Below are 21,627 nucleotides of genomic sequence, written 5' to 3' on the forward strand. Positions count from 1 at the left end.
TCTTTTTCTAACCTACTCAAGAGCTGATGCGCCGGCAACAATCTCAGTGATTTCCTGAGTAATAGCAGCCTGACGCGCCCTATTGTATTGAATTGTTAAATCCGAAATAACATTCTTCGCATTATCTGTCGCAGTCTGCATCGCAGTCATACCAGCAGCATTTTCAGCAGTCTTAGCATCCAAAAGTGCCCCGTAAATGGTTGATTCTGCATATTGAGTCAACAATTGGTCCAATATCATTTCACGATTTGGTTCCAATTCAAATGTCGCCGTATAGCCATCTACTTCATTGTGGTCTAAATCTTCAACAGGAAGCATTTGCTGTACACGTACCTGGCTAGTCAAACTATTTACATGATGATTGTAACAAACATAAAGTTCATCAAACAGCTCATTTTTATACATTTCTACAGATTTAGAAATGATTTTTTGGACTTCTTCAAAGCTAGGGTTATCAGCAATTCCACGTAATTCAAACACAGGGTTGATACCACGTGCACGGAAAAAATCAGCACCCATCCCCCCAATAGCAATAATCTCAAACTCTTCATTTGACTGATGGTCCTGATCAATCATTTCCATAACAGCTTTTAAAATACTAGAATTATAAGAACCTTTTAAACCGCTATCTGAGGTGATGACAATATAACCCACTTTTTGAATCGGACGCCGAATGAGCATCGGATTGCTAGTATCTGATGTCATTAGTTCACCACGTAACAAATCCGTCGTAATCGCCCGAACTTTACTAGCATAAATCTGAAATGATTTCGCCAACTGCTCTGATTTCGCCAACTTTGATGCAGAAACCATCTGCATGGCACCTGTGATTTGACTGGTTTTCTTGGTTGATGCTATTCTTGATTTAATTTCATTAAGAGAACCTGCCATCCTAGACTCCTTTATTTAAAGATTGATTGGTCTTTGAATGTTTGAATAGCAGTATTCAACTCATCCGTATCTGGAAGATCTTTCGTTGTACGAATGACATCCAAAAGATTATCATAGTGCAAATCAAAGTATGCATACAACTCTTCTTCAAATGCTAAAATATCATCAATCGGAACTGAATCCAAATATCCATTTGTCAAAGCATACAAAATCAAAACCTGTTTTTCAACTGGAAGTGGTTTGTGCAATGGTTGTTTCAAAACTTCCACTGTACGACGACCACGATTGAGTTTTGCTTGTGTTGCTGCATCCAAATCAGAACCAAATTGCGTAAATGCTTCCAATTCACGATAAGAAGCCAAATCGATACGAAGGGTACCAGCAACCTTTTTCATGGCTTTAATTTGGGCGGAACCACCAACACGTGATACAGAAGATCCGGCATCAATCGCTGGACGAATACCAGAGTTAAACAAATCATCTTTTAAGAAAATTTGTCCATCTGTAATGGAAATCACGTTAGTCGCAATATAAGCAGAGATATCACCAGCTTGTGTTTCAATAAATGGCAAGGCTGTAATGGAACCTCCACCCAATTCATCAGAAACTTTTGCAGAACGTTCCAATAAACGACTGTGCAAGTAGAATACATCCCCTGGATATGCTTCACGACCTGGAGGACGACGAAGCAAGAGAGACAATTCACGATATGCTACCGCTTGTTTTGATAAATCATCATAGACAATCAAAACATGTTTGCCTTCATACATAAATTCTTCCGCCATTGCAACCCCAGCATAAGGTGCCAAGAAAAGTAATGGAGATGGTTGTGAAGCAGATGCTGTCACAACAATAGTATAATCTAACGCGCCATATTGACGAAGTGTTTCTACTTGAGTACGAACTGTAGATTCTTTTTGACCGATTGCTACATAGATACAAATCATATCTTGACCTTTTTGGTTCAAGATAGCATCAATAGCTACAGAAGTTTTACCTGTTTGACGGTCACCGATAATCAACTCACGTTGTCCACGACCAATTGGTACCAAGGCATCAATCGCTTTAAGACCAGTTTGAAGGGGTTCAGTTACTGATTTACGTTGCATAACACCTGGTGCAGGATTTTCAATCGGACGAGTTTTGCTTGTACGAATTTCGCCCAATCCATCGACTGGTTGCCCCAAAGGATTAATGACACGACCAATCAATCCAGACCCGACCGGTACTTCCATGATTTTACCTGTACGACGGACAACAGAACCCTCACGAATATCTGTAAATCCGCCAAGAATAATGATACCGACGTCATTTGTCTCCAAGTTCTGAGCCATACCAATGGTGCCATTTTCAAAAATTAATAGCTCTCCACTCATGGCATTATCAAGACCTTGCGCACGTGCAATACCATCACCAATGTAGGTAACTACACCAGTCTCTGTATAATCAAAGTCAGGTTGAAACTCTTCGATTTGTTGTTTTAGTAAAGCGCTAATTTCTTGTGCATTTATCAAAAGAACACCACTTTCTATAGTTTTTTTCTAACATCCTTTAATTGTGTACGAACACTTGCATCAATTACTTTATGGTTAATGGTCAAAACAAAACCACCCAATAATGAAGCATCCTGTTCTTCAACAATATTACGGACACGCAAACCAAACCGTTCCTCGACTAATTGACGTAAACGAGATTTTTGTTGTTCCGTTAATGGATAAACTGATGCAATATATGCATCAAACTCATTTTTTAATTTACTGATTTGAAGTTGAGCGCGTTCAAGAGTTTCCAGAAGTAAATCTGCATGTCCATCTCGAATCACATCTTCAATTAAATCATTGATTTGCCAATAACTAGATTGACGAACAGTGCGTACAAAAGCTGCTTTTTCTTCTCTTGAAACTGTAGCCGACAATAAGAGACGGTTCAATTTACTATCATGAATGATAGCTATCAACTCAGAAATCTGATCATACATGTTCCAAATTTCTGAACTGTCACTGACTTTTTCAACAAATGATAGAGCATATTTTTGCACGAGGGCATTTTCTCTAGCGTTCATCTACTTGTCTCCTAATTTGTCCAAATACCGATCAATCAAATTGCTGTGTGCCTGTTGATCTAAATCCTCAAAAATAATTTTTCCTGCAATATCAACTGCCAAATTAGCAACCTGAACACGAAGTGTTTCTTGAACCTCACGTTTTTCAGCTTCAATTTCCATTTGTGCTTTTGTTTTCAAGCCTTCCACTTCAACTTCAGCCTGTTCAAGAATTCGCTTTTTCTCCAATTTAGCACGTTCTACTGCGTCTTGAATGATTTTTTGTCCTTCAATACGGCCCTGCACTAATTCATCTTCGCGTTGTTTCACTAGGTCAGCTGCAACTGCTAATTTTTCTTCAGCCGCATCAATATCACCTGCAATCTTATTTTCACGTTCTTCAAAAATTCCAGTAATTTTATTCCAAGCGAATACACGAATTAAAATAATTAAAACTGCAAAAGATGCTGTAACGAGGATAAAATTTCCTAGTACAGTACTTGCCTGCATTGTAATTTGTGTCGTCATTATTTATCCCTCTCTTACTCACTCTCTCCATTGATTTTCTTGTTCAGATACATAGATACCAACATAACAAATACATAACTCTGTAAACATGAAATAAATACAGAGAAACCTGTCCAAACAATGTTTAGAACAAAGGCTATTGGGTATGCAAATGCATTTTGTTGAGATAATTGTAGAAGAAGAGAAACAAGCACTTCACCGGCATAAATATTACCATATAAACGAAGAGCAAGCGACACAAGATTGGTCACTTCTTCCAAAATATTCATTGGAGCCATCGCCCAAGGTGTCACAAAAGATTTAAGGTATTCTTTAAAGCCACGGCGGCGAATCCCTTCAAAATGGCAAAAAAGTATTGCTATACCAGCAAGACCAAAGTCGTATGCCATATTAGCCGTTGGAGAAGTCCACAAATTTTGTCCCTCTGGTGTTTCCAACTTCGTCATTAATCCCAAATTATTGGCAAGCAAAAGAAAAGTGAAAACTGTAAAGAAAAACAAAGAATAGCGCTTTGCTTCCTCATCACCAAGGTTTCCTTTTGTAAAGTTGACGGTTAGTTCGTAAACATATTCCAAAACATTTTGTTTTCCTTTTGGCTTAAGTTCCATCCGACGACTAGCCCAAAACACAAGTAAGAAAATAACCGAAATGGTAATGACTGAAACCAATACCATGGTCAGGTCAAAGGTTACGGGACCAAGGGTAAGGGTTGGACTTAAAGTTTCTTCCAATTGAGGTTCCCCCCTTTTCTATTTCTCTATTTTCTACTATTTCAAGACAAACGTCATAGCCAAAGTGACGAAGAAAGTTCCCTCGATAAAGGCAACACCCAAGAAAACACCAGACATCAATTTACTTTGCATTTCTGGTTGACGTGCAGACGAACTAAGATAAGAAGCTACCAAAAGTCCCTCACCGATACTTACACCAAGACAGGCCAAACCAAGGGCCAATGCGCCTAAATTCATAACGAATTCTCCTTTTAAAATTTAATACCATGTAAGGATACTCCTAAAACACCTATTTGTCAAGAAAATATCGCTATTGGAAGCGTTTAATTCGCATTTCTAAAAAAAAAGAAAAGACTTTTCATCTTTTCTTCCTATTTAATAGTTTCATCCATATGATCAGATTCTTCAATAAATCGTTTAGCCATTTTTTCTCGATTGATTTGATCCATATCGAGTGTGATGGCATCATCTGATACAAGGTCTGTGTCTGCAAAGAATTCAATATGATTTGCTAAATTCTCCAGTTCAACTGGCGCATCCCCTCCAAACTCACCATCCAAATTAATCATCAATCTGTTTGTAGATTGAAGGTTTTCTATTGACAAACTCTTAGTCTTAATGTACTCAATTAAGTTACTGTCGATATGTTTTCCACCATCTAAAACCTGACGAATTAAATGCAAAATTTCAAATAAGTTGCCTGTTTTAACCATCAATAGTGTAAAATTGCCATCATCTAATTTTGCATCTGGAACAATTTGTTCAAAACCTCCAATTGAGTTGGTAAGGGCTACAAAAATTAAGGATACAGATCCTTCAAACACCCCTTGATCATGCTTCACTCGAACTGGTGTAAATTGAACTCTTGGTAACAACTCGGCCCCTTTTACCACATATGCCAAATAGCCAAACATCGTCTTAAGCTGACTTGGAACGCTATAAGTAAGCTCAGTCAAGGTTCCAGCAGCTGCAATATTTATAAAATAATGCTCTTGTTGAGTACCATTTTTTTTATTTTTTGCTAAGCCAATATCCATTAAAATGGTCTGCTTCTTGCCAATTATCTTTGCTGCCTCGACTGGATTTCCTCTTGGAATTTTCAATGCACGCGCGTAGTCGTTTGTTGTTCCAGTAGGAATAATAGCCATTTTAGGCCTTTTTTCAAGTGGAGCAATGCCATTGACCACTTCATTAATAGTACCATCACCACCTGCAGCAATGATTAAATCAAATCCATCAAGTGCGGCTCTTTTTGCTTCATTTTTTGCAGAATCTGGCTCAGGAGTAGTTTGAAAAGCAGACGTATCATATCCATAACCTTCAAAAATGTGCAATACTTCTGCTACATTTTTTTTCATAATTTCCTGACCCGAAGTCGGATTATAAATCAATCGCGCACGTTTTCTTTTTTTCATCGTTCATTCCTTTTAAAGGTTTTCTAGCCAAGCCTCATCTTTTATTTCAATCCCAAGTTCTTGTGCCTTGACCAATTTACTACCAGCATCCGTTCCTGCGACAACAAGATTTGTTTTCTTAGAAACTGAGCCAGCTACATTCGCTCCTAAGGATTCTAATTTAGCCTTAGCCTCATTGCGTTTCATTCTTTCCAATTTGCCCGTTAATACAACTGTCATACCGGATAAGGCAGCATTTTCATCCGCTACCTGTCCAAGATAAGCTAAGTTTACCCCAACTTCCTTAAGTTCGTCTAAAAGTTGTTGAGCTCCTTGGCTAGCAAAATAAGTTGTAATTGACTTTGCAATGACTTGTCCTAATCCTTCTAACGAGGCAATAGTATCTTGATCAGCTTTTGCTAACGATTCTAAATCACCAAATTTTTCCAATAATATTTTACTTGCTTTGCTACCAACATGACGAATTCCCAAACCAAACAAGAGACGCTCGGCTGAATTTGTTTTGGAACTTTGGATTGCTTGATATAATTTTTCAGCTGATTTTTCCTTAAACCCATCTAGAGTGAGTAAATCTGTGACTGTTAATTGATAAATATCTGCAACATCATGAACTAATTGTGACAAGAACAATTTTTCAACGATAGACGTTCCCAATCCTGCAATATTCATGGCATCACGACTAGCAAAATGTTCCAACTTACTCATCAACTGACTAGGACACAAAGGATTGATACAGCGCAGGGCAACTTCATCTTCATAATGTTGTAGGATACCAGCACAACTTGGACAGATAGTTGGGATAGGCATCGGTTCTTGAATGGTACGATACTTATCCACCACTTTCAGCACTGCTGGAATAATGTCTCCTGCTTTATATACAATAACTGTATCACCAATACGAATATCTTTTTCGGCGATATAGTCTACGTTGTGCAAGGTCGCTCGACTGACCGTCGTTCCTGCCAGTTGAACAGGACTTAGGTTTGCAGTTGGAGTTACGACACCCGTACGACCAACAGTCCAATCAACCGACAAGATTTCAGCTTCCTTTTCCTCGGCTGGGAATTTATAGGCAACAGCCCATCGTGGTGCCTTGACCGTAAAACCCAACTCTTCTTGTGCAGCTAAATCATTTACTTTAATGACTATGCCATCAATCTCATAGGGGAGATCATCTCGGCGCTCTGCCATTTTTTCAATAAACTCCCACACATCATCAATGGTATTTGCCAAATGATAATCGTGATTTGTCGTAAAACCAAGAGTATCTAGCTTATGAAGAACCTCTGATTGACTGACTACATCAGATGGACTCGCCTCTTGGTAAAGGAAGGTAGCAAGTCCACGTTGAGCAACGACAGATGTATCTAATTGACGGAGGGTTCCTGCAGCGGCATTTCTAGGGTTAGCAAACTCAGCTTCTCCAGCCTCTTCACGTTGTTTGTTAACACGAGCAAAAGAAGCTTTGGGCATATAACATTCCCCTCGAACGGTAATATCAATCGCCTCGGGCAAGGTCAAAGGAATATCAGCTACACGTTTTAAATTCTCAGTAATATTTTCACCAATACTACCATCCCCGCGTGTAGCTCCAACAACAAGTTTTCCAGCTTCATAGGTAAGGGAGATGGAAAGACCATCAATCTTCAGCTCACAAATATAACTTGCCTGTGGAAATTCCTTGCGTACACGCTGATCAAATGTTTCTAATTCTGCACGCGAAAAAGCATCCTGCAGACTAAAAAGAGGATAAACATGGCTATATTTCTCAAAACCATCTAAAACTTTCCCACCCACTCGATGGGTTGGGCTATCTGGTAAAATCAGTTCTGGATGTGCTGTTTCAAGCTCAACTAACTCACGATAGAGCTGGTCGTATTCGGCATCCGATACACTTGGTCTATCCAATTGATAATATTCTTTAGCATACTGATTCAGCAAGCTAACTAATTCTGCTATTCTTGTTTCCATAAGAGTATTATAACATGATTTGAAGTTGCTAAGTATATTTTGGACTTCAAATCAATCAGATTCTTTTAGATATTTTTGGGTAAAAAAGGTATAATGAGCATATAGAATTTTTGGAGGTGCCCCATGGCTGTAACATATAAACGACAAGATGATTTAGAAAAAATGCTTGAAGAATTTGCTTCATTTGAAAATCTAGAAGAAATTGAGTATCCCGATCCAAAATCAAAAATAAATTCCGGAAAAAACAAGTTGAAGCAGGATGATAAATAGTATGTTTGGTTTTAATCAACTGCCTACCTCCGTCCTGCAGGCGGGGGCTATTTTCCTGTCTATTATCATTGAAGCCCTACCCTTTGTTTTGATTGGAGCATTGATTTCTGGTTTTATCGATGTGTTTATCACCCCTGAAAAAGTACATAAACTCCTTCCCAAAAATAGGTTTCTTGCCATTTTATTTGGCACCTTTATTGGTTTTATTTTTCCTTCCTGCGAATGTGGGATTGTTCCAATTGTCAATCGATTATTGGAGAAAAAAGTTCCCCAATATACAGCTATCCCATTTCTAGTTACTGCTCCTGTAATCAATCCCATTGTACTATTTGCAACGTATACTGCATTTGGTAATTCTATGCTTTTTGCCACGTATCGTGCCTTAGGAGCAATCCTAGTTTCCGTTGTTTTGGGGATCATTCTAGGTTTCTTTGTGAAAAATCCGATACTGAAAGAAAATAAAATAAGCCATCACCAACATGATTATTCCAATAAGACAAGCTGGCAAAAAGTCGGTTTTGCACTTATTCATGCTATTAATGAATTTTTTGATACGGGCCGCTATCTGGTTTTCGGTTGCCTTTTTGCTAGTTTGGTTCAGGTTTATATTCCAACTGCAGTACTCACGACCATTGGCCACAATCCATTATCTGCCATTCTGCTGATGATGTTACTGGCGTTTCTTCTTTCCCTTTGCTCAGAGGCAGATGCCTTCATCGCTGCATCTCTTTTATCAAGTTTTGGCTTTGCTCCGGTAATGGCCTTCTTGGTCATCGGACCAATGATTGATGTAAAAAATTTACTCATGATGAAACATTACTTTACAGGTAAATTTATTATTGGATTTATCTCGGTTATAACTCTAGTCATTCTAGGGTATAGTCTCCTACTTGGAGGTATGGCATGATTCGATTTTTAATTCTTGCAGGCTATTTTGAGATGACCATGTATCTTTATGTCTCTGGAAAATTAGACCAATATATTAACTTACACTATAGTTACTTAGCATTTCTATCTATGGCTTTGTCCTTTATATTAGCTATTGTACAATTGTATATTTGGGTGAAAGAGATAGAGACACACAGCCATTTGTCAAAGAAATCAGCCAAGTTTGCCAGTGTAGCCCTCTTATTGATACCACTTTTAGTTGCCTGGCTTTTCCCGACCGTCAACTTGGATTCAACTACTGTCGCAGCAAAAGGCTACCATTTCCCGTTAGCTGCGGAGAATGATGCGATGACTCAGACGCAAGAAGGAACGACAGTTCAGTATCTCAAACCAGACAGTTCTATTTATTTTACAAAATCTGCCTATCAGAGTCAGATGCGTGAAATTGCCAATCACTACCTCGCTGAAGATCAGATTATTGTCACTAGTGAAAATTACATGGAGGTGATGGAGGCAATCTATGACTATCCTACGGAATTTTCAGGAAAAACTGTTGAGATGGTAGGTTTTGTCTATAATGATCCTGACAATGCTCATCAACAATTCATCTTCCGCTTCGGAATTATACACTGCATTGCAGACTCAGGGGTATATGGCCTGCTCTCTACTGGTTCTGATACTCCATTTTCAAATAACACCTGGGTTAAAGCCAAAGGCACAATCAGGGTTTCTTACCATACCTCATTGAAACAAAATCTTCCAACTTTAGAATTGCAATCTATTGTCCAGATTGAACAACCAGACTCTCCATATGTTTACCGTGTTTTCTAATAATTTCGACTTAAAAGTGAATTTTCTGACAATTTATGCTATAATAGTTTTTATACTCAACAGATAGGAATGAAATTATGTCATCACATGTATTGTTTACTATTTTTGGTGCTAGTGGCGACCTTGCCAAACGCAAACTCTATCCATCATTATTCCGTCTCTACAAGGCTGGACATATCAGAGAAAACTTTGCCGTTATTGGTACAGCTCGAAGACCTTGGACCAAAGAATTTTTTGAACAAACTGTTATTGAATCACTTGGAGACTTACCAGATACTCCACGCCAAGCCCATGAATTTGCCAGCCATTTCTACTATCAAAGCCATGATGTTAATGATACAGAGCATTATGTAGCATTACGTAAATTGCAGGACGACTTGTGTGAAAAATACGACACACAGCATAACAAGGTCTTCTTCCTTTCTATGGCGCCTGAATTTTTCGGTACAATTGCTAAACATCTCAAATCTGAGCAAATTGTTGACGGACAAGGTTTTGAACGCTTGATTATTGAAAAACCTTTCGGAACCAGTCTTGCCACTGCTGAGAAGCTCAATGATGAGTTGGCTGCTGCATTTAATGAAAACCAAATCTATCGTATCGACCATTACTTAGGGAAAGAAATGGTGCAAAATATCTTTGCAGTTCGGTTTGCCAATATTATTTTTGAGCATATCTGGAACCGTGATTATATCGATAATGTCCAAATTACTTTCGCTGAATCAATCGGGGTTGAGGACCGTGGTGGCTACTATGATCATTCTGGTGCATTAAAAGATATGGTACAAAATCACGCACTTCAAGTTCTGTCACTTTTAGCAATGGATAAACCAGCTAGTTTCAAAGAAGAAGATGTTCGCGCTGAGAAAATTAAGGTTTTCCAACATCTTCGCCATCAAACTGATGAAGAATTGAAACAAAACTTTATTCGTGGCCAATATGCTGCAGGTTCAATTGATGGGAAAGATTATGTCAGCTACCTAGATGAACCAAATATTGCCGATGGTTCACAGACTGAAACATTTGCTAGCGGTGTCTTTTTTGTCGACACAGACCGTTTCCGCGATGTACCATTCTTCTTCCGTACAGGTAAACGACTAACCGAGAAAGGAACTCGTGTTACAATTACCTTTAAACATGCTGAAGATATTTTTGGTCAGCCTTCTGAAGCAAACGTATTGACAATCTATATTCAGCCTACTGAAGGCTTTATGTTATCCATAAATGGAAAAGAAGTTGGTTCGCACTTTGCCCTTACTCCTGCCAAGCTCAACTTCCGTCACAATGCTACTGCTCTTGGCAATTCACCTGAAGCCTATGAAAAACTCTTTTTCGATGTCTTAAATGGCGATTCCACTAATTTTAGCCATTGGGAAGAAGTAAAAGCAAGTTGGAGTTTGATTGACCGGATCATCGATATTTGGTCAAGTAATCAAGTTCCATTGCATACCTATCCTGCTGGTACAATGGGGCCACAGGCCGCCTTTGATTTACTAGATCACTACGGATGCAAGTGGGTCTGGACACCTGAAGTGTGGTATCATGAGCGTGGACTCCTATAATAAATCATGTACAAAACTGGAGTAATCCAGTTTTTTTCGGAGAAATATTCTAATGACTGAAATAAACACAATTCTGAGCCAACTCGAGGAAGCCAGCCATGCTGGAACTCTCAAACGCTATGATAAAATTGGTGAGACAAAGCCATATTATGGTGTACCAATGGGAGCCCTCTCAAAAATCGCAAAGACTTACATAAATCAATCCGATCTCTTTGTACCGCTTTGGCAAACCGGCATTCTTGAAGCTCAATATCTAGCCATTCAAATTGTCAAAAACAAGCCAGACCAACTTGTGGCTTCTGACCTAAAAAGTAGTATTAGTGAACAAGTCTCCCACAATGTTCTTGATAAATTTGCCTCCCTTATTCTTAGTAAACGCAAGGATAGCAAAGACTGGGAAAAATACTTACTCACCCAAGACCAAGCTATTTTTCAACGAGTTGGTTGGTTCCTTCATGCCAAATACTTTGCTGGAAAAACCGCTACAGACCAAGAAATTGAACAAACACTTACTTATATCAATGAACATTTACAAACTGCGGATCCACTGATCCAGTGGACCATGAACCAGTGCTTGGTAGAAATCGCAGTTACATATCCTGACTATCTGGAAAAAGGGCGGGCAATCGGACAGAAATTAGGAGTATATTCTGAAATGAAAGTTGCCAAAGGTTGTACTTCAGCCTATGCACCTGACTGGATAGAAGCTTTATTGCGGAAAAAATGAAAATCATGACCACCCGTCAAACGGGTGGTTTGAACAAGGGCTATAAGCCCACATCACCAGCCAGCGCCTAAAGACGCTGGCTTTCACTTTGTTCAAGCCTCACTGCTTTTGACTCGTCACTTGCCTCTTAAAGAGGCATTCGTACTACTTGCCATTATCCCTAAAGGGATCTTCATACTCTTTTACACTTAACTTATCAAGTGCTATATCATGTTTTTCCTGTTCTTGTATATATTTCTTAATTGTGGCTTCATTAAGTCCAACTGTACTTACATAATATCCCTCTGCCCAGAAATGACGATTGCCAAATTTATATTTGAGATTGGCGTGTTTATCAAACATCATAAGAGCACTCTTACCTTTTAAATAACCCATAAAGCTTGATACACTTAATCTCGGAGGAATACTGACTAACATATGAACATGATCCGGCATCAGATGTCCTTCGATAATTTCTACGCCCTTATAACTACACAAACGCCGGAATATTTCTCCCAAACTACTTCGATATTGATTATAGATGATTTTTCGTCTATACTTAGGTGTGAAGACAATGTGGTACTTACACAACCACTTTGTATGTGATAAACTATGTGCCTTTTGCGCCATACTTTTCTCCTCTCGCTTTACAATTGGCTTGAACACCTTTATTGTATCGCGTTTGGAGTTTTTTTGGTATAACCTTCGTCGCGCACCCGCATAGCGGGTGGTTTATTTGTCACGCACCTTACGGAGCGTGACGGACTAAAAGTCACATAATACAAAAGTAGCTAACTGTCTCAGTTAACTACTTTTTTCATTCTATACCAATCCTTCTAAGAGCCCACGCATGAACTCTTCGGATTTGAACTCACCTATATCATCGATTTTCTCACCGAAACCAATCAGTTTAACAGGAATATCCAACTCCTGACGGATGGCAAGGACTACACCACCCTTTGCTGTACCGTCCAGTTTGGTCAAGACCAAGCCTGTCAATGGGGTAATTTTTGCAAATTCCTTAGCTTGACTGAGAGCGTTTTGACCTGTGGAAGCATCCAAGGCTAAGAGGGTTTCATGCGGTGCATCAGGAAGAGTCCGTTTGATGATGCGACCAATTTTTTCCAGCTCTGCCATGAGGTTATCTTTATTTTGCAGGCGACCAGCTGTATCAATCATGAGAATATCTACGCCTTCTACCACGGCACGTTGGACACCGTCAAAGACCACACTAGCTGGATCTGATTTTTCAGGTCCTGTGACTACAGGCACATTAACACGGCGCCCCCACTCGACCAGCTGGGCTACCGCCCCCGCACGGAAGGTGTCCGCCGCAACCAGCATGACCTTCTTGCCAGCCTGCTTGTATTTGTAAGCCAACTTACCGATAGAAGTCGTCTTCCCAACACCATTGACACCGACAAAGAGCATGACTGTCAAATCGTCTTGGAAATTGATCTGCTCACTAAACTGACCATCCTTTTCATAAATATCCACCAATTTTTCAATGATGACACGACGGAGCTCCTCTGTCTTTTTGGCATTTTGCAATTTAGCCTCATAGCGGAGCTCCTCAGTCAGAGTCGAAGCTACTTGCACACCAACGTCTGACAAAATCAACAATTCTTCTAACTCCTCGAAAAATTCCTCATCTACTGAACGGAAATTGGCAAAGAATTCATTGAGCCTTGCGCCGAATCCAGTTCTTGTTTTCTTCAAAGTCCGCTGGTACTTGTCTTGCTCACTCTCCTGTACTTCTTGTACAATTTCTTGAACAGGTTCTTCTTTTGGTTTTGTCTGAATAGCAGGATCAAAACCTTTTTCTTGCGCCTCTTTCATGCGGGCAGCAGCTGCTTCTTTGGCCGCATAATACTGGGCCATCATGTCAAGTGTCCGTTGTTTTTGCGCTTCTTGTTCAGCAGTCAAGGGTACAGCTTCTCCAACTTCAGATGAACTATCATCAGAATCGGTTGCAACCACAGCCACTTGTTCATTTTCAGCAGTCTGGTGCGTTCCAACTTCTTCACCAACTTCAACTTGTTTTTCTTCCTGCGATTCTTGTCCAAATAATCGATCAAATAATCCCATACTTAGTCCTCATTTAATACATACTGTTGGATAGCCCAGGCAATGCCATCTTCATCGTTTGTTTTTGGTAAAACAAGGTTTGCAGCAGACTTAATTTCGTCTGTTGCATTAGCCATTGCAACACCTAAACCAGCCCATTCGATCATCGAAAGATCGTTACCTTCATCACCACAGGCCATCACTTCTGATTGATCAATTCCCAAATGCCCAATCAATTTTGCCAATCCATTTGCCTTATGGACTCCTTTTGGACTCCATTCTAACAGCATGTCACGCGACTTGAAAATTTCAAAACGATCGTACAATTCTCTAGGAATTTTTGGAATTTGTCCATCCAGAAAATCAGCTGCTACAGCTATCACCGCCTTATTATAGACAAAATCTTCTGGCATCTCTTCATCTGTCACATCAATTTTATTCAACAAAGGATTGGCTGTTAGATACAGAGATTCATTGACTGCTGGTAATGAGTAAACATCTCCTCCATACAAGACATCCAGAGGTAGGTCCAATTGATTGGTTACTTGTCGAATTGCACGAACATCATCAATGCTGAAGCCAGTTTTATCTAAAATGCGCCCTGTATTTTCTTGTACCAATCCACCATTAAAGGTAATGGAATATTGATTTTCACCTAAGAGGTCTAATTCTTCCAAAAAGGCACCAATAGCTTGTAAAGGCCGTCCTGTTGTTAAGACAACATAAGCACCTTGTTGCCGAGCTGCTAACAAGGCCTGCTTATTGGCTTCTGAAATTCGTTTATCCGACGTCAGAAGAGTTCCATCCAAATCTAGTGCAATCAATTTAATTGCCATATACTTCCTCCTCTAAATAAGCCAGTACAGCTCCATCATTGCAATGACCAATAATCTGATCAGCTAGAGCCTTCACTTCTTCTCTTGCATTTTCTGTTGCAATGGCAAGACCTGCGAAGTCCAACATATCCAAATCATTTTGATTATCCCCAAAGGCAACTACATCTCGTCCTGTAATTCCAAAATGACTGCACAAATGACTCAAACCAACTGATTTATTTGAACCATTAGGAATAATATCAATATTGTCAAAACCTGTTGTCATGGCTGTCACACCTTCAAAGGTCTGATTGAGCCACAATCTTGCTTGGTCCATCTCATCTGGGGTAAATTTGGCATTAATTTTTATTATTTTTTCCTGGACATCTTCAAACGAGTCCACCAATTGAAAATGAGCATAATAATTTGTCATTGCTCCTAAAAACTGAGGCTCAGCATTTTTTAACAAATAAAAGTTTTCGAGTCCAGACAAAACCATGGAACGACTACTTCCATAAGGACCAGCATCAATTCCAGCAATAATAGGCAAGTAAACTTCTGGATGAATCGGTTCATCCAGAAAAATCATCTGACCTTGATACTCAACAATAGAACCATTTTCAGCAACAAACCCGATTTCATCTGCAAATTCTTCAAAAACTAACTTTAGACTCTGCAAAGATCTCCCGCTTGCTGCCACAAATAAATAGTCTTTTTTCTTAAACTGATCCAGAATCCTTCGGAAACTTTTTTTATCAAAGTTATGATCCTCACGTAAAAACGTACCATCCATATCACTGGCATAAATCTTTTTTATCATAATTTCTCCACATCCTTCAATTTGACAGATACAATCTTTGATACGCCAGATTCCTGCATGGTTACCCCATAAATGGCATCCGCTGCAGCCATTGTGCCCTTTCGGTGTGTCACAACAATAAACTGACTTTCTTTATCAAAGCGATTGAGATAGTCTCCGAAGCGTTTGACATTGGCCTCATCCAAGGCAGCCTCCACCTCGTCCAGTATCACAAACGGAATGGTCTTCACTCGGATAATGGAAAATAGCAGAGCGAGGGCCGAAAGAGCCTTTTCGCCACCGGACATGAGGTTGAGCGATTGGATTTTCTTACCCGGAGGCTGAACAGATATTTCAACACCTGCAGTCAAAATATCATTCTCTGTCAAAATCAAATCAGCTGAACCACCGCCAAACATTTGTTTGAAAGTTTGCTTGAAACTTTCACGAATAGCTTCAAATGTGACTTTAAAGCGTTCTTTCACCTCATCATCCATCTCATGAATGGTATCAAGAAGAAGATCACGCGCTGACAAAATATCCATCCGTTGCTCATTGAGGAAGGTTAGACGATTATTGACTTCGTCATACTGCTCAATAGCATCCAAATTGACTGGGCCCAAAGATCGAATGGCTCTTTCCAAGTTCTTAAGATTTTGTTCGGCACTAGCAAGGTTTTCAACTGCCTTGGCCTGAGACTGGGCGGCTTCAAAACTTAATTTAAAATGCTCGGTCAAATTACCAAGTAAAGTCCGTAATGTATCGCCCGCTTGCTCACAATCCGCCTCTAACTTAGCCTGCTTACGAATCAAATCATCATTCTTAGTCCGAGCTTGTTGCAATCTTTCTTCCAAGTCTTCAAACTGCCCATCAATATCTTCCAATTCAAACTTTAAGCGAATTAGTATCTGATTGGTCTGGTTTTGCTTATCAGATGCCGCCTGCAACTGCTCTTCCAGTATCTCTATAGTCGTATCTTCTAAAGCCACTACTTTCTGATTGATCAAATCTTCAAGGATAGCAATATCCTTTTCGGTAGTTGCTTTTTCTTCTTGCAAACGTCTCAGATCTGTCTGTTCAAAACGCAGTTGACTGGTCGCTTCAGCCTGTACCAAAGTTAGTTGCCCCTTCTGAGTCTGTAGTTTCTGCAAGCTTTCTTGAATACTATCGCGATTATCACGAACTTGATTGATTTGTTGATCCAAGGCTTGTTTTTTCTCATTCAAGGCTTGGACGTTCGCTTCTTCCTTAGTAGCTTCTTCTTCTAGCTCAGTCAAAATGGTCGGACTAACCTGACTCATTTGCAGGTCATATTGAGCTGATAGCTGAGCCAGTCTATTTTCTGCCTGTTCCTGATGAATCCTTGCGCTCTGCTGGTTCAATCTAGCTTCTTCCCCCTCAGCCTTAATCGTTTCCAAGGCTTCTCTGGTCTGGTCTAAGCTAGTTTTCTTAGCTGCAACCAAGCTTTCTTGCTCCTGCAACTGGCTGGACAGCTCTGCTATTTCTCCTAAAAGAGCATCGAGTTCTGGTTTGATAAAGGTCGTGCTGTTATTTCGATTGCTACCACCAGCAAAGGCTCCACCAGGACGGATTTCCGCTCCATCCATGGTCACCATACGCACTTGAAACTTGGTTGCCCGCGCTGCCTGATTGGCATGGTCAATGGTATCAAAAATCGCGATAGTGCCTAGCAAATTTTGGAAAATCGCATCTAAATTTGGCTGATAAGTCACCAAATCACTCGCTAAACCCAAAAATCCATCGGAAGATTCTAGTAAAGAGATTTGCTGTCCAGAAAGCTGTCGTGGCTTGATCGTTGTCAGAGGTAAGAAGGTTGCCCGTCCTTGCCGTTTTTCTTTCAAAAATGTGATAGCACGTTTAGCAGTCGTTTCATCTTCAACAATGACGTTTTGACTAGCACCACCAAGAGCAATTTCCAAAGCCGTTTGGTAACGAGTATCAAAGGTCAATTGTTCACTGACTGCTCCAATAATTCCTCCTAAGCTAGGTGCCTCCTGTAAGACAGCCTTAACCCCCGCGTAAAAATTGGAGTGATTTTTCAAAATAGCTTCCAAACTAGACTGGCGAGCCTGTTTGCCTTTCAACAGATCCAACAAATCAAACAAACGACCTTGTTCAGACTGATAAGTAGCCTGAACTTGATCCAATTCTGATTTTTTGGTCTGATAGCGCTCAAGTAGCTGGCGTAACACGTGATCAGCTTCTTCTAAACTTTTCCGACTCTTTTCAAGTTCTTCTTGAGCTGTTTGTTTTTCCGTCTGCAGGCGTGCCAAGTCTTCAGATTTACTCTCAGAAAGACTGATTTGATTGGCAATATCCTGCTGAATCTTGGTCAGACGGTTTGAAGCTTCTGCCTCTTCTTGCATCAGAGCCACGTACTGTTCACGCAGATGGTCTAAAACTTGATCAGGATCTTCTGAAAAGTAGGAAATTTCTTTGTCTACCGCAGCAATATCTTCTTTCAAACTAGACAATGAATTCTCTAATTGCTCAAGAACACCCTGCTTTTGTTTAATTTGTTCTTCCAACTGCTCTCGTCGATTCAACAAGTTTTCCAAACGCGCCTGCGCTTCTTGACGACTTGATTCGTTTTGACTAGATTCCAGTTTATGGACCTCAATTTTTCGCTCCAAATCACTGATTAACTTGGTCACATCCAATAAAACAGCCTGTTCGCGGTCCAATTGTACTGACAAGCGGTGGCGCTTCTCTTTTAAAGATTGGTTTTCTTGCTCTAGCTCTGAACGCTGTTTGTAGTAACTAGTCAATTCAGTTTTGACAGATTCTAGTTCGGCTTCTTTTTCCGATAACTTTTCCTTACCAAGCGACAACTGAGCCACCAAAACATCTAAGTATAATTCCTTACGTTGACCATCTAATTCTAGAAATTTCTTAGCAGTTTGTGCCTGTTTCTCCAATGGCTTGACCTGATTATCCAATTCGTAGATAATATCGTCCAAGCGATCCAAATTTCCTTGGGCTTGAGCCAGCTTACTTTCTGTTTCCTTTTTACGAGTTTTATATTTTAAAACACCTGCAGCCTCTTCAAAAATTGCACGGCGTTCCTCAGGTTTGGAATTGAAAATTGCTTCAACCCGCCCTTGTGAAATGATAGAAAATGAATCTCTTCCTAAGCCCGTATCCATGAAAAGATCATGAATATCTCGCAGACGAACCTTTTGCCCATCAATCAAGTACTCACTATCACCAGAACGATAAATATGACGCTCGACTTTAATTTCCTTGTTTTTATTTGCAATAAAGCCTGAGCTATTATCTAGGGTTACCACGACAGAAGCAAAATTGAGTGGCTTACGATTTTCCGTTCCTGCAAAGATAACATCAGGCATCTTGCCTCCACGTAGGCTTTTAGCAGACGACTCGCCCAAGGCCCAACGCAGACTTTCAGTGATATTGGACTTTCCAGAACCATTTGGTCCTACAACAGCCGTCACTCCACGGTCAAAGACGACTTTGGTCTTATCCGCAAAGGACTTAAAGCCCTGCATTTCAATCGATTTAAGATACATACTTATCCTCTAGCCTCCACAGCATTTTTTGCGGCGGCTTGTTCAGCTAATTTCTTAGAGCGACCACGACCACGGCCAATCACACGCTGATCCGCAGACACTTCCACTTCAAAAGTCTTATCGTGTGCTGGACCAGTTTCCGCTACAACCTGGTAAGAAATGACAATTTCCCCATTAACCTGTAGGATTTCCTGTAAGGCTGTTTTATAGTCCGTTACCCTTTCAAAGTTCCCCTCTTCCAGACGAGGAATCATGACTTGATGGATGAACTCCTCTACGGTCTTTTCTCCCTTGTCCAATAGCAGAGCTCCTAAAAAAGCCTCGAAAGCATCTCCTAAAATGGTATCACGATTCCGTCCTCCGGACTTTTCTTCCCCTTTCCCAAGGCGAAGAAACCGATCAAAGCCACAGGCTCGAGAAAAACCAGCCAATGACTCCTCACGAACAAAGGTAGAACGCAATTTAGACATTTCTCCTTCAGGCTTATTGGGATACTTCTGGTAGAGGTATTTAGAAATCATCAACTGGAGTACAGCGTCTCCTAAAAATTCCAAGCGCTCATTATGTGAAATTTTTAGAAGGCGATGCTCATTAGCGTAGGAAGTATGGGTAAAAGCCGTTTCTAATAAATTCAAATCTGAAAAATTAATCCCAAAATCAGTCAATAATTTTGCATGTAAATCTTTCATCTATTTGCTCCTTTCTATACAAACTCAAAGCAATTGATAAACAGGAGATTTTTTCACCCTCCGTCCCAATATTATACCATATTTTCGACCACTCTTCCTATCTCAGCCTCATTTCCTACTAAGCTATAGACCAGCTATAGATATTTGAATTAGCTTAGATACAACGTCACGCTTCATACGTACGGCGTGTTTTACTCAGACTTTTCCTTGACAAGCGAAGCACAGTTTGTTATAGTATTGTTCGGGCACCTCTTTTAAGAGGTCGGAGAAAAAGCTCCCTAGTTTTAGGGAGCTATTTTTTGTTTTTCCCAGAGATTAATACACATTTGGAGGACTTATTGGATGAAGAAAATCGCATTTGATTCAAATAAGTATTTGAATTTACAACGTGATCATATTTTAGAGCGCATAGCTCAGTTTGAAGGCAAATTGTATATGGAATTTGGTGGGAAAATGTTGGAAGATTTCCATGCAGCCCGTGTACTTCCTGGCTATGAACCTGATAATAAAATCAAACTTCTCCAAGAGTTAAAAGATCAAGTAGAAATCGTCATCGCCATCAATGCAAGCAACATCGAACATTCTAAGGCACGTGGCGACTTGGGTATTTCTTATGACCAAGAAGTCTTCCGCTTGATTGATACCTTCAATGATATTGATATTTATGTTGGTTCTGTCGTCATTACCCAATACCGTAACCAACCAGCCGCAGATGCCTTCCGCAAACAGTTGGAAAAATATGGTATCAAGTCCTATCTCCACTACCCAATCAAGGGCTATCCTTCTGACATTGACCACATCATCTCACAAGAGGGGATGGGCAAAAATGACTACATCGAAACTAGTCGCAATCTCGTCGTTGTCACCGCACCTGGACCTGGTTCAGGTAAATTGGCGACTTGTATCTCCCAACTTTACCACGACCAACTGCATGGCGTTACATCAGGCTATGCTAAGTTTGAAACCTTCCCAGTGTGGAACTTACCACTTCACCATCCGGTAAACTTAGCCTATGAAGCAGCAACTGCCGACCTGGACGACCTCAACATGATTGATCCTTTCCACCTTCAAACTTATGGCAAAACTGCGGTCAACTACAACCGTGACATCGAAGTCTTCCCTGTCCTCAACCGTACCTTTGAACGTATTTTGAGTAAATCACCATACGCATCTCCGACAGATATGGGTGTCAACATGGTAGGTTATTCCATCATCAATGAAGAAGCTGCAATCGAAGCATCTAAGCAAGAAATTATCCGCCGCTACTACCAGACCTTGGTTGATTTCAAGGCAGAGCGGGTTAGCGAGCAGGCCGTGAAGAAAATCGAACTCCTCATGAATGAAGTCGGTGTGACACCAGCAGATCGAAAGGTTGTTATCGCTGCGCGCGAAAAAGCAGAGCTGACAACTAGCCCAGCCCTTGCTATTCAGTTGCCTACTGGAGAGATTGTAACAGGTAAAACATCCGACCTCCTTAAACCAACTGCATCTGTCCTCTTAAACGCCATCAAACAAATTGCGGCAATTGAAGATGAAACCCTCTTAATCGAACCAACCTACATACGCCCAATCCAGCAATTGAAAACAGATTACCTCGATAAAACCAATACAAGACTGGATGCCAGCGAAATACTCAACGCATTGGCGATTACCGCACAAGATAGCCCAATTGCAGCAAGTGCCATGAAAGAATTGGGCCAATTAAATGGTAGCGAAGCCCACTCAACCGTTATCCTGTCAGATGAAGACAAGAGTGTCCTTCGTAAGCTTGGAATCAATTTAACATTTGATCCAATTTACCAACACAATAAATTTTATCAAGCAAAATAACCGAAAAAAGGAAGTATCCATTAATTGGAAACTTCCTTTTTC

The 21,627-nt window shown here is 40.2% G+C and carries 20 protein-coding genes; 6 read left to right on the forward strand and 14 right to left on the reverse strand.

The window, feature by feature from the left end; genetic code table 11:
* Positions 1 to 12: 12 nt before the first annotated feature.
* The 8 genes from L6410_RS06285 to ligA form a co-directional block, all read right to left on the reverse strand.
* Positions 13 to 891, reverse strand: coding sequence for a F0F1 ATP synthase subunit gamma (locus L6410_RS06285; RefSeq protein ID WP_024392326.1), 879 nt, complete (start codon positions 889 to 891; stop codon positions 13 to 15).
* Positions 892 to 902: 11 nt separating this feature from the next.
* Entirely contained in the window at positions 903 to 2,423 is a 1,521-nt protein-coding gene (atpA, locus tag L6410_RS06290) for a F0F1 ATP synthase subunit alpha (protein ID WP_032512110.1), read from the reverse strand.
* Positions 2,420 to 2,953, reverse strand: a complete 534-nt coding sequence (locus tag L6410_RS06295) for a F0F1 ATP synthase subunit delta (protein ID WP_237395123.1) — start codon at positions 2,951 to 2,953, stop codon at positions 2,420 to 2,422. Before L6410_RS06295 ends, atpA begins: the two co-directional genes overlap by 4 nt.
* Complete coding sequence (gene atpF, locus L6410_RS06300; protein WP_237395124.1) at positions 2,954 to 3,460, reverse strand: F0F1 ATP synthase subunit B; 507 nt, start codon at positions 3,458 to 3,460, stop codon at positions 2,954 to 2,956. It lies immediately after the preceding gene.
* A gap of 14 nt (positions 3,461 to 3,474) precedes the next feature.
* Positions 3,475 to 4,191 carry a F0F1 ATP synthase subunit A gene (atpB, locus tag L6410_RS06305; RefSeq protein ID WP_024392330.1) on the reverse strand — a complete coding sequence of 239 codons (717 nt, stop codon included), beginning with the start codon at positions 4,189 to 4,191 and terminating at the stop codon, positions 3,475 to 3,477.
* A gap of 36 nt (positions 4,192 to 4,227) precedes the next feature.
* Positions 4,228 to 4,428, reverse strand: coding sequence for a F0F1 ATP synthase subunit C (locus tag L6410_RS06310; RefSeq protein ID WP_024392331.1), 201 nt, complete (start codon positions 4,426 to 4,428; stop codon positions 4,228 to 4,230).
* Between the two features lie 134 nt (positions 4,429 to 4,562).
* Positions 4,563 to 5,606, reverse strand: a complete 1,044-nt coding sequence (locus tag L6410_RS06315; protein ID WP_024392332.1) for a diacylglycerol kinase family lipid kinase — start codon at positions 5,604 to 5,606, stop codon at positions 4,563 to 4,565.
* A 12-nt stretch (positions 5,607 to 5,618) separates the two neighbouring features.
* Positions 5,619 to 7,577 (reverse strand): NAD-dependent DNA ligase LigA, encoded by a 1,959-nt coding sequence (gene ligA, locus L6410_RS06320; protein ID WP_237395125.1) that lies wholly within the window; start codon positions 7,575 to 7,577, stop codon positions 5,619 to 5,621.
* A 123-nt stretch (positions 7,578 to 7,700) separates the two neighbouring features.
* On the opposite strand from ligA, the gene L6410_RS06325 reads away from it, so the two are divergent.
* The 5 genes from L6410_RS06325 to L6410_RS06345 all read left to right on the forward strand — a co-directional run bounded on the left by L6410_RS06325 (position 7,701) and on the right by L6410_RS06345 (position 11,855).
* The gene (locus L6410_RS06325) at positions 7,701 to 7,847 is read left to right on the forward strand and encodes an SPJ_0845 family protein (RefSeq protein ID WP_172024885.1); all 147 of its coding nucleotides are present in this window, start codon (positions 7,701 to 7,703) and stop codon (positions 7,845 to 7,847) included.
* A 1-nt stretch (position 7,848) separates the two neighbouring features.
* Positions 7,849 to 8,754 carry a permease gene (locus L6410_RS06330; protein ID WP_237395126.1) on the forward strand — a complete coding sequence of 302 codons (906 nt, stop codon included), beginning with the start codon at positions 7,849 to 7,851 and terminating at the stop codon, positions 8,752 to 8,754.
* Positions 8,751 to 9,566, forward strand: a complete 816-nt coding sequence (locus tag L6410_RS06335) for a TIGR03943 family putative permease subunit (protein WP_237395127.1) — start codon at positions 8,751 to 8,753, stop codon at positions 9,564 to 9,566. The genes L6410_RS06330 and L6410_RS06335 overlap by 4 nt, the downstream gene beginning before the upstream one ends.
* Before the next feature lie 77 nt (positions 9,567 to 9,643).
* Positions 9,644 to 11,128 carry a glucose-6-phosphate dehydrogenase gene (gene zwf, locus L6410_RS06340; RefSeq protein WP_024397320.1) on the forward strand — a complete coding sequence of 495 codons (1,485 nt, stop codon included), beginning with the start codon at positions 9,644 to 9,646 and terminating at the stop codon, positions 11,126 to 11,128.
* Positions 11,129 to 11,180: 52 nt separating this feature from the next.
* On the forward strand, positions 11,181 to 11,855 hold the full coding sequence (locus tag L6410_RS06345) for a DNA alkylation repair protein (RefSeq protein WP_172090137.1): 675 nt from the start codon (positions 11,181 to 11,183) through the stop codon (positions 11,853 to 11,855).
* Between the two features lie 144 nt (positions 11,856 to 11,999).
* Here L6410_RS06345 and tnpA read toward each other — a convergent pair whose 3' ends face one another.
* From tnpA to rnc, 6 genes are all read right to left on the reverse strand, one after another.
* The gene (tnpA, locus tag L6410_RS06350; protein ID WP_029172398.1) at positions 12,000 to 12,464 is read right to left on the reverse strand and encodes an IS200/IS605-like element ISSsu4 family transposase; all 465 of its coding nucleotides are present in this window, start codon (positions 12,462 to 12,464) and stop codon (positions 12,000 to 12,002) included.
* A 192-nt stretch (positions 12,465 to 12,656) separates the two neighbouring features.
* Positions 12,657 to 13,922 (reverse strand): signal recognition particle-docking protein FtsY, encoded by a 1,266-nt coding sequence (ftsY, locus tag L6410_RS06355; protein WP_024397322.1) that lies wholly within the window; start codon positions 13,920 to 13,922, stop codon positions 12,657 to 12,659.
* Between the two features lie 2 nt (positions 13,923 to 13,924).
* The gene (locus L6410_RS06360) at positions 13,925 to 14,737 is read right to left on the reverse strand and encodes a Cof-type HAD-IIB family hydrolase (protein WP_237395128.1); all 813 of its coding nucleotides are present in this window, start codon (positions 14,735 to 14,737) and stop codon (positions 13,925 to 13,927) included.
* Positions 14,727 to 15,536 carry a Cof-type HAD-IIB family hydrolase gene (locus tag L6410_RS06365; protein ID WP_032538276.1) on the reverse strand — a complete coding sequence of 270 codons (810 nt, stop codon included), beginning with the start codon at positions 15,534 to 15,536 and terminating at the stop codon, positions 14,727 to 14,729. Before L6410_RS06365 ends, L6410_RS06360 begins: the two co-directional genes overlap by 11 nt.
* On the reverse strand, positions 15,533 to 19,066 hold the full coding sequence (gene smc / locus L6410_RS06370; protein WP_237395129.1) for a chromosome segregation protein SMC: 3,534 nt from the start codon (positions 19,064 to 19,066) through the stop codon (positions 15,533 to 15,535). The genes L6410_RS06365 and smc overlap by 4 nt, the downstream gene beginning before the upstream one ends.
* A gap of 2 nt (positions 19,067 to 19,068) precedes the next feature.
* Positions 19,069 to 19,755, reverse strand: a complete 687-nt coding sequence (rnc, locus tag L6410_RS06375) for a ribonuclease III (RefSeq protein WP_024397326.1) — start codon at positions 19,753 to 19,755, stop codon at positions 19,069 to 19,071.
* Positions 19,756 to 20,097: 342 nt separating this feature from the next.
* Between rnc and L6410_RS06380 the strand changes: the two genes are divergently transcribed.
* Positions 20,098 to 21,585, forward strand: coding sequence for a DUF1846 domain-containing protein (locus L6410_RS06380; RefSeq protein WP_172024892.1), 1,488 nt, complete (start codon positions 20,098 to 20,100; stop codon positions 21,583 to 21,585).
* The last annotated feature ends 42 nt before the right edge of the window (positions 21,586 to 21,627 follow it).

The organism is Streptococcus parasuis, from assembly GCF_021654455.1.
GTDB classification, from domain to species: Bacteria; Bacillota; Bacilli; order Lactobacillales; family Streptococcaceae; genus Streptococcus; species Streptococcus parasuis.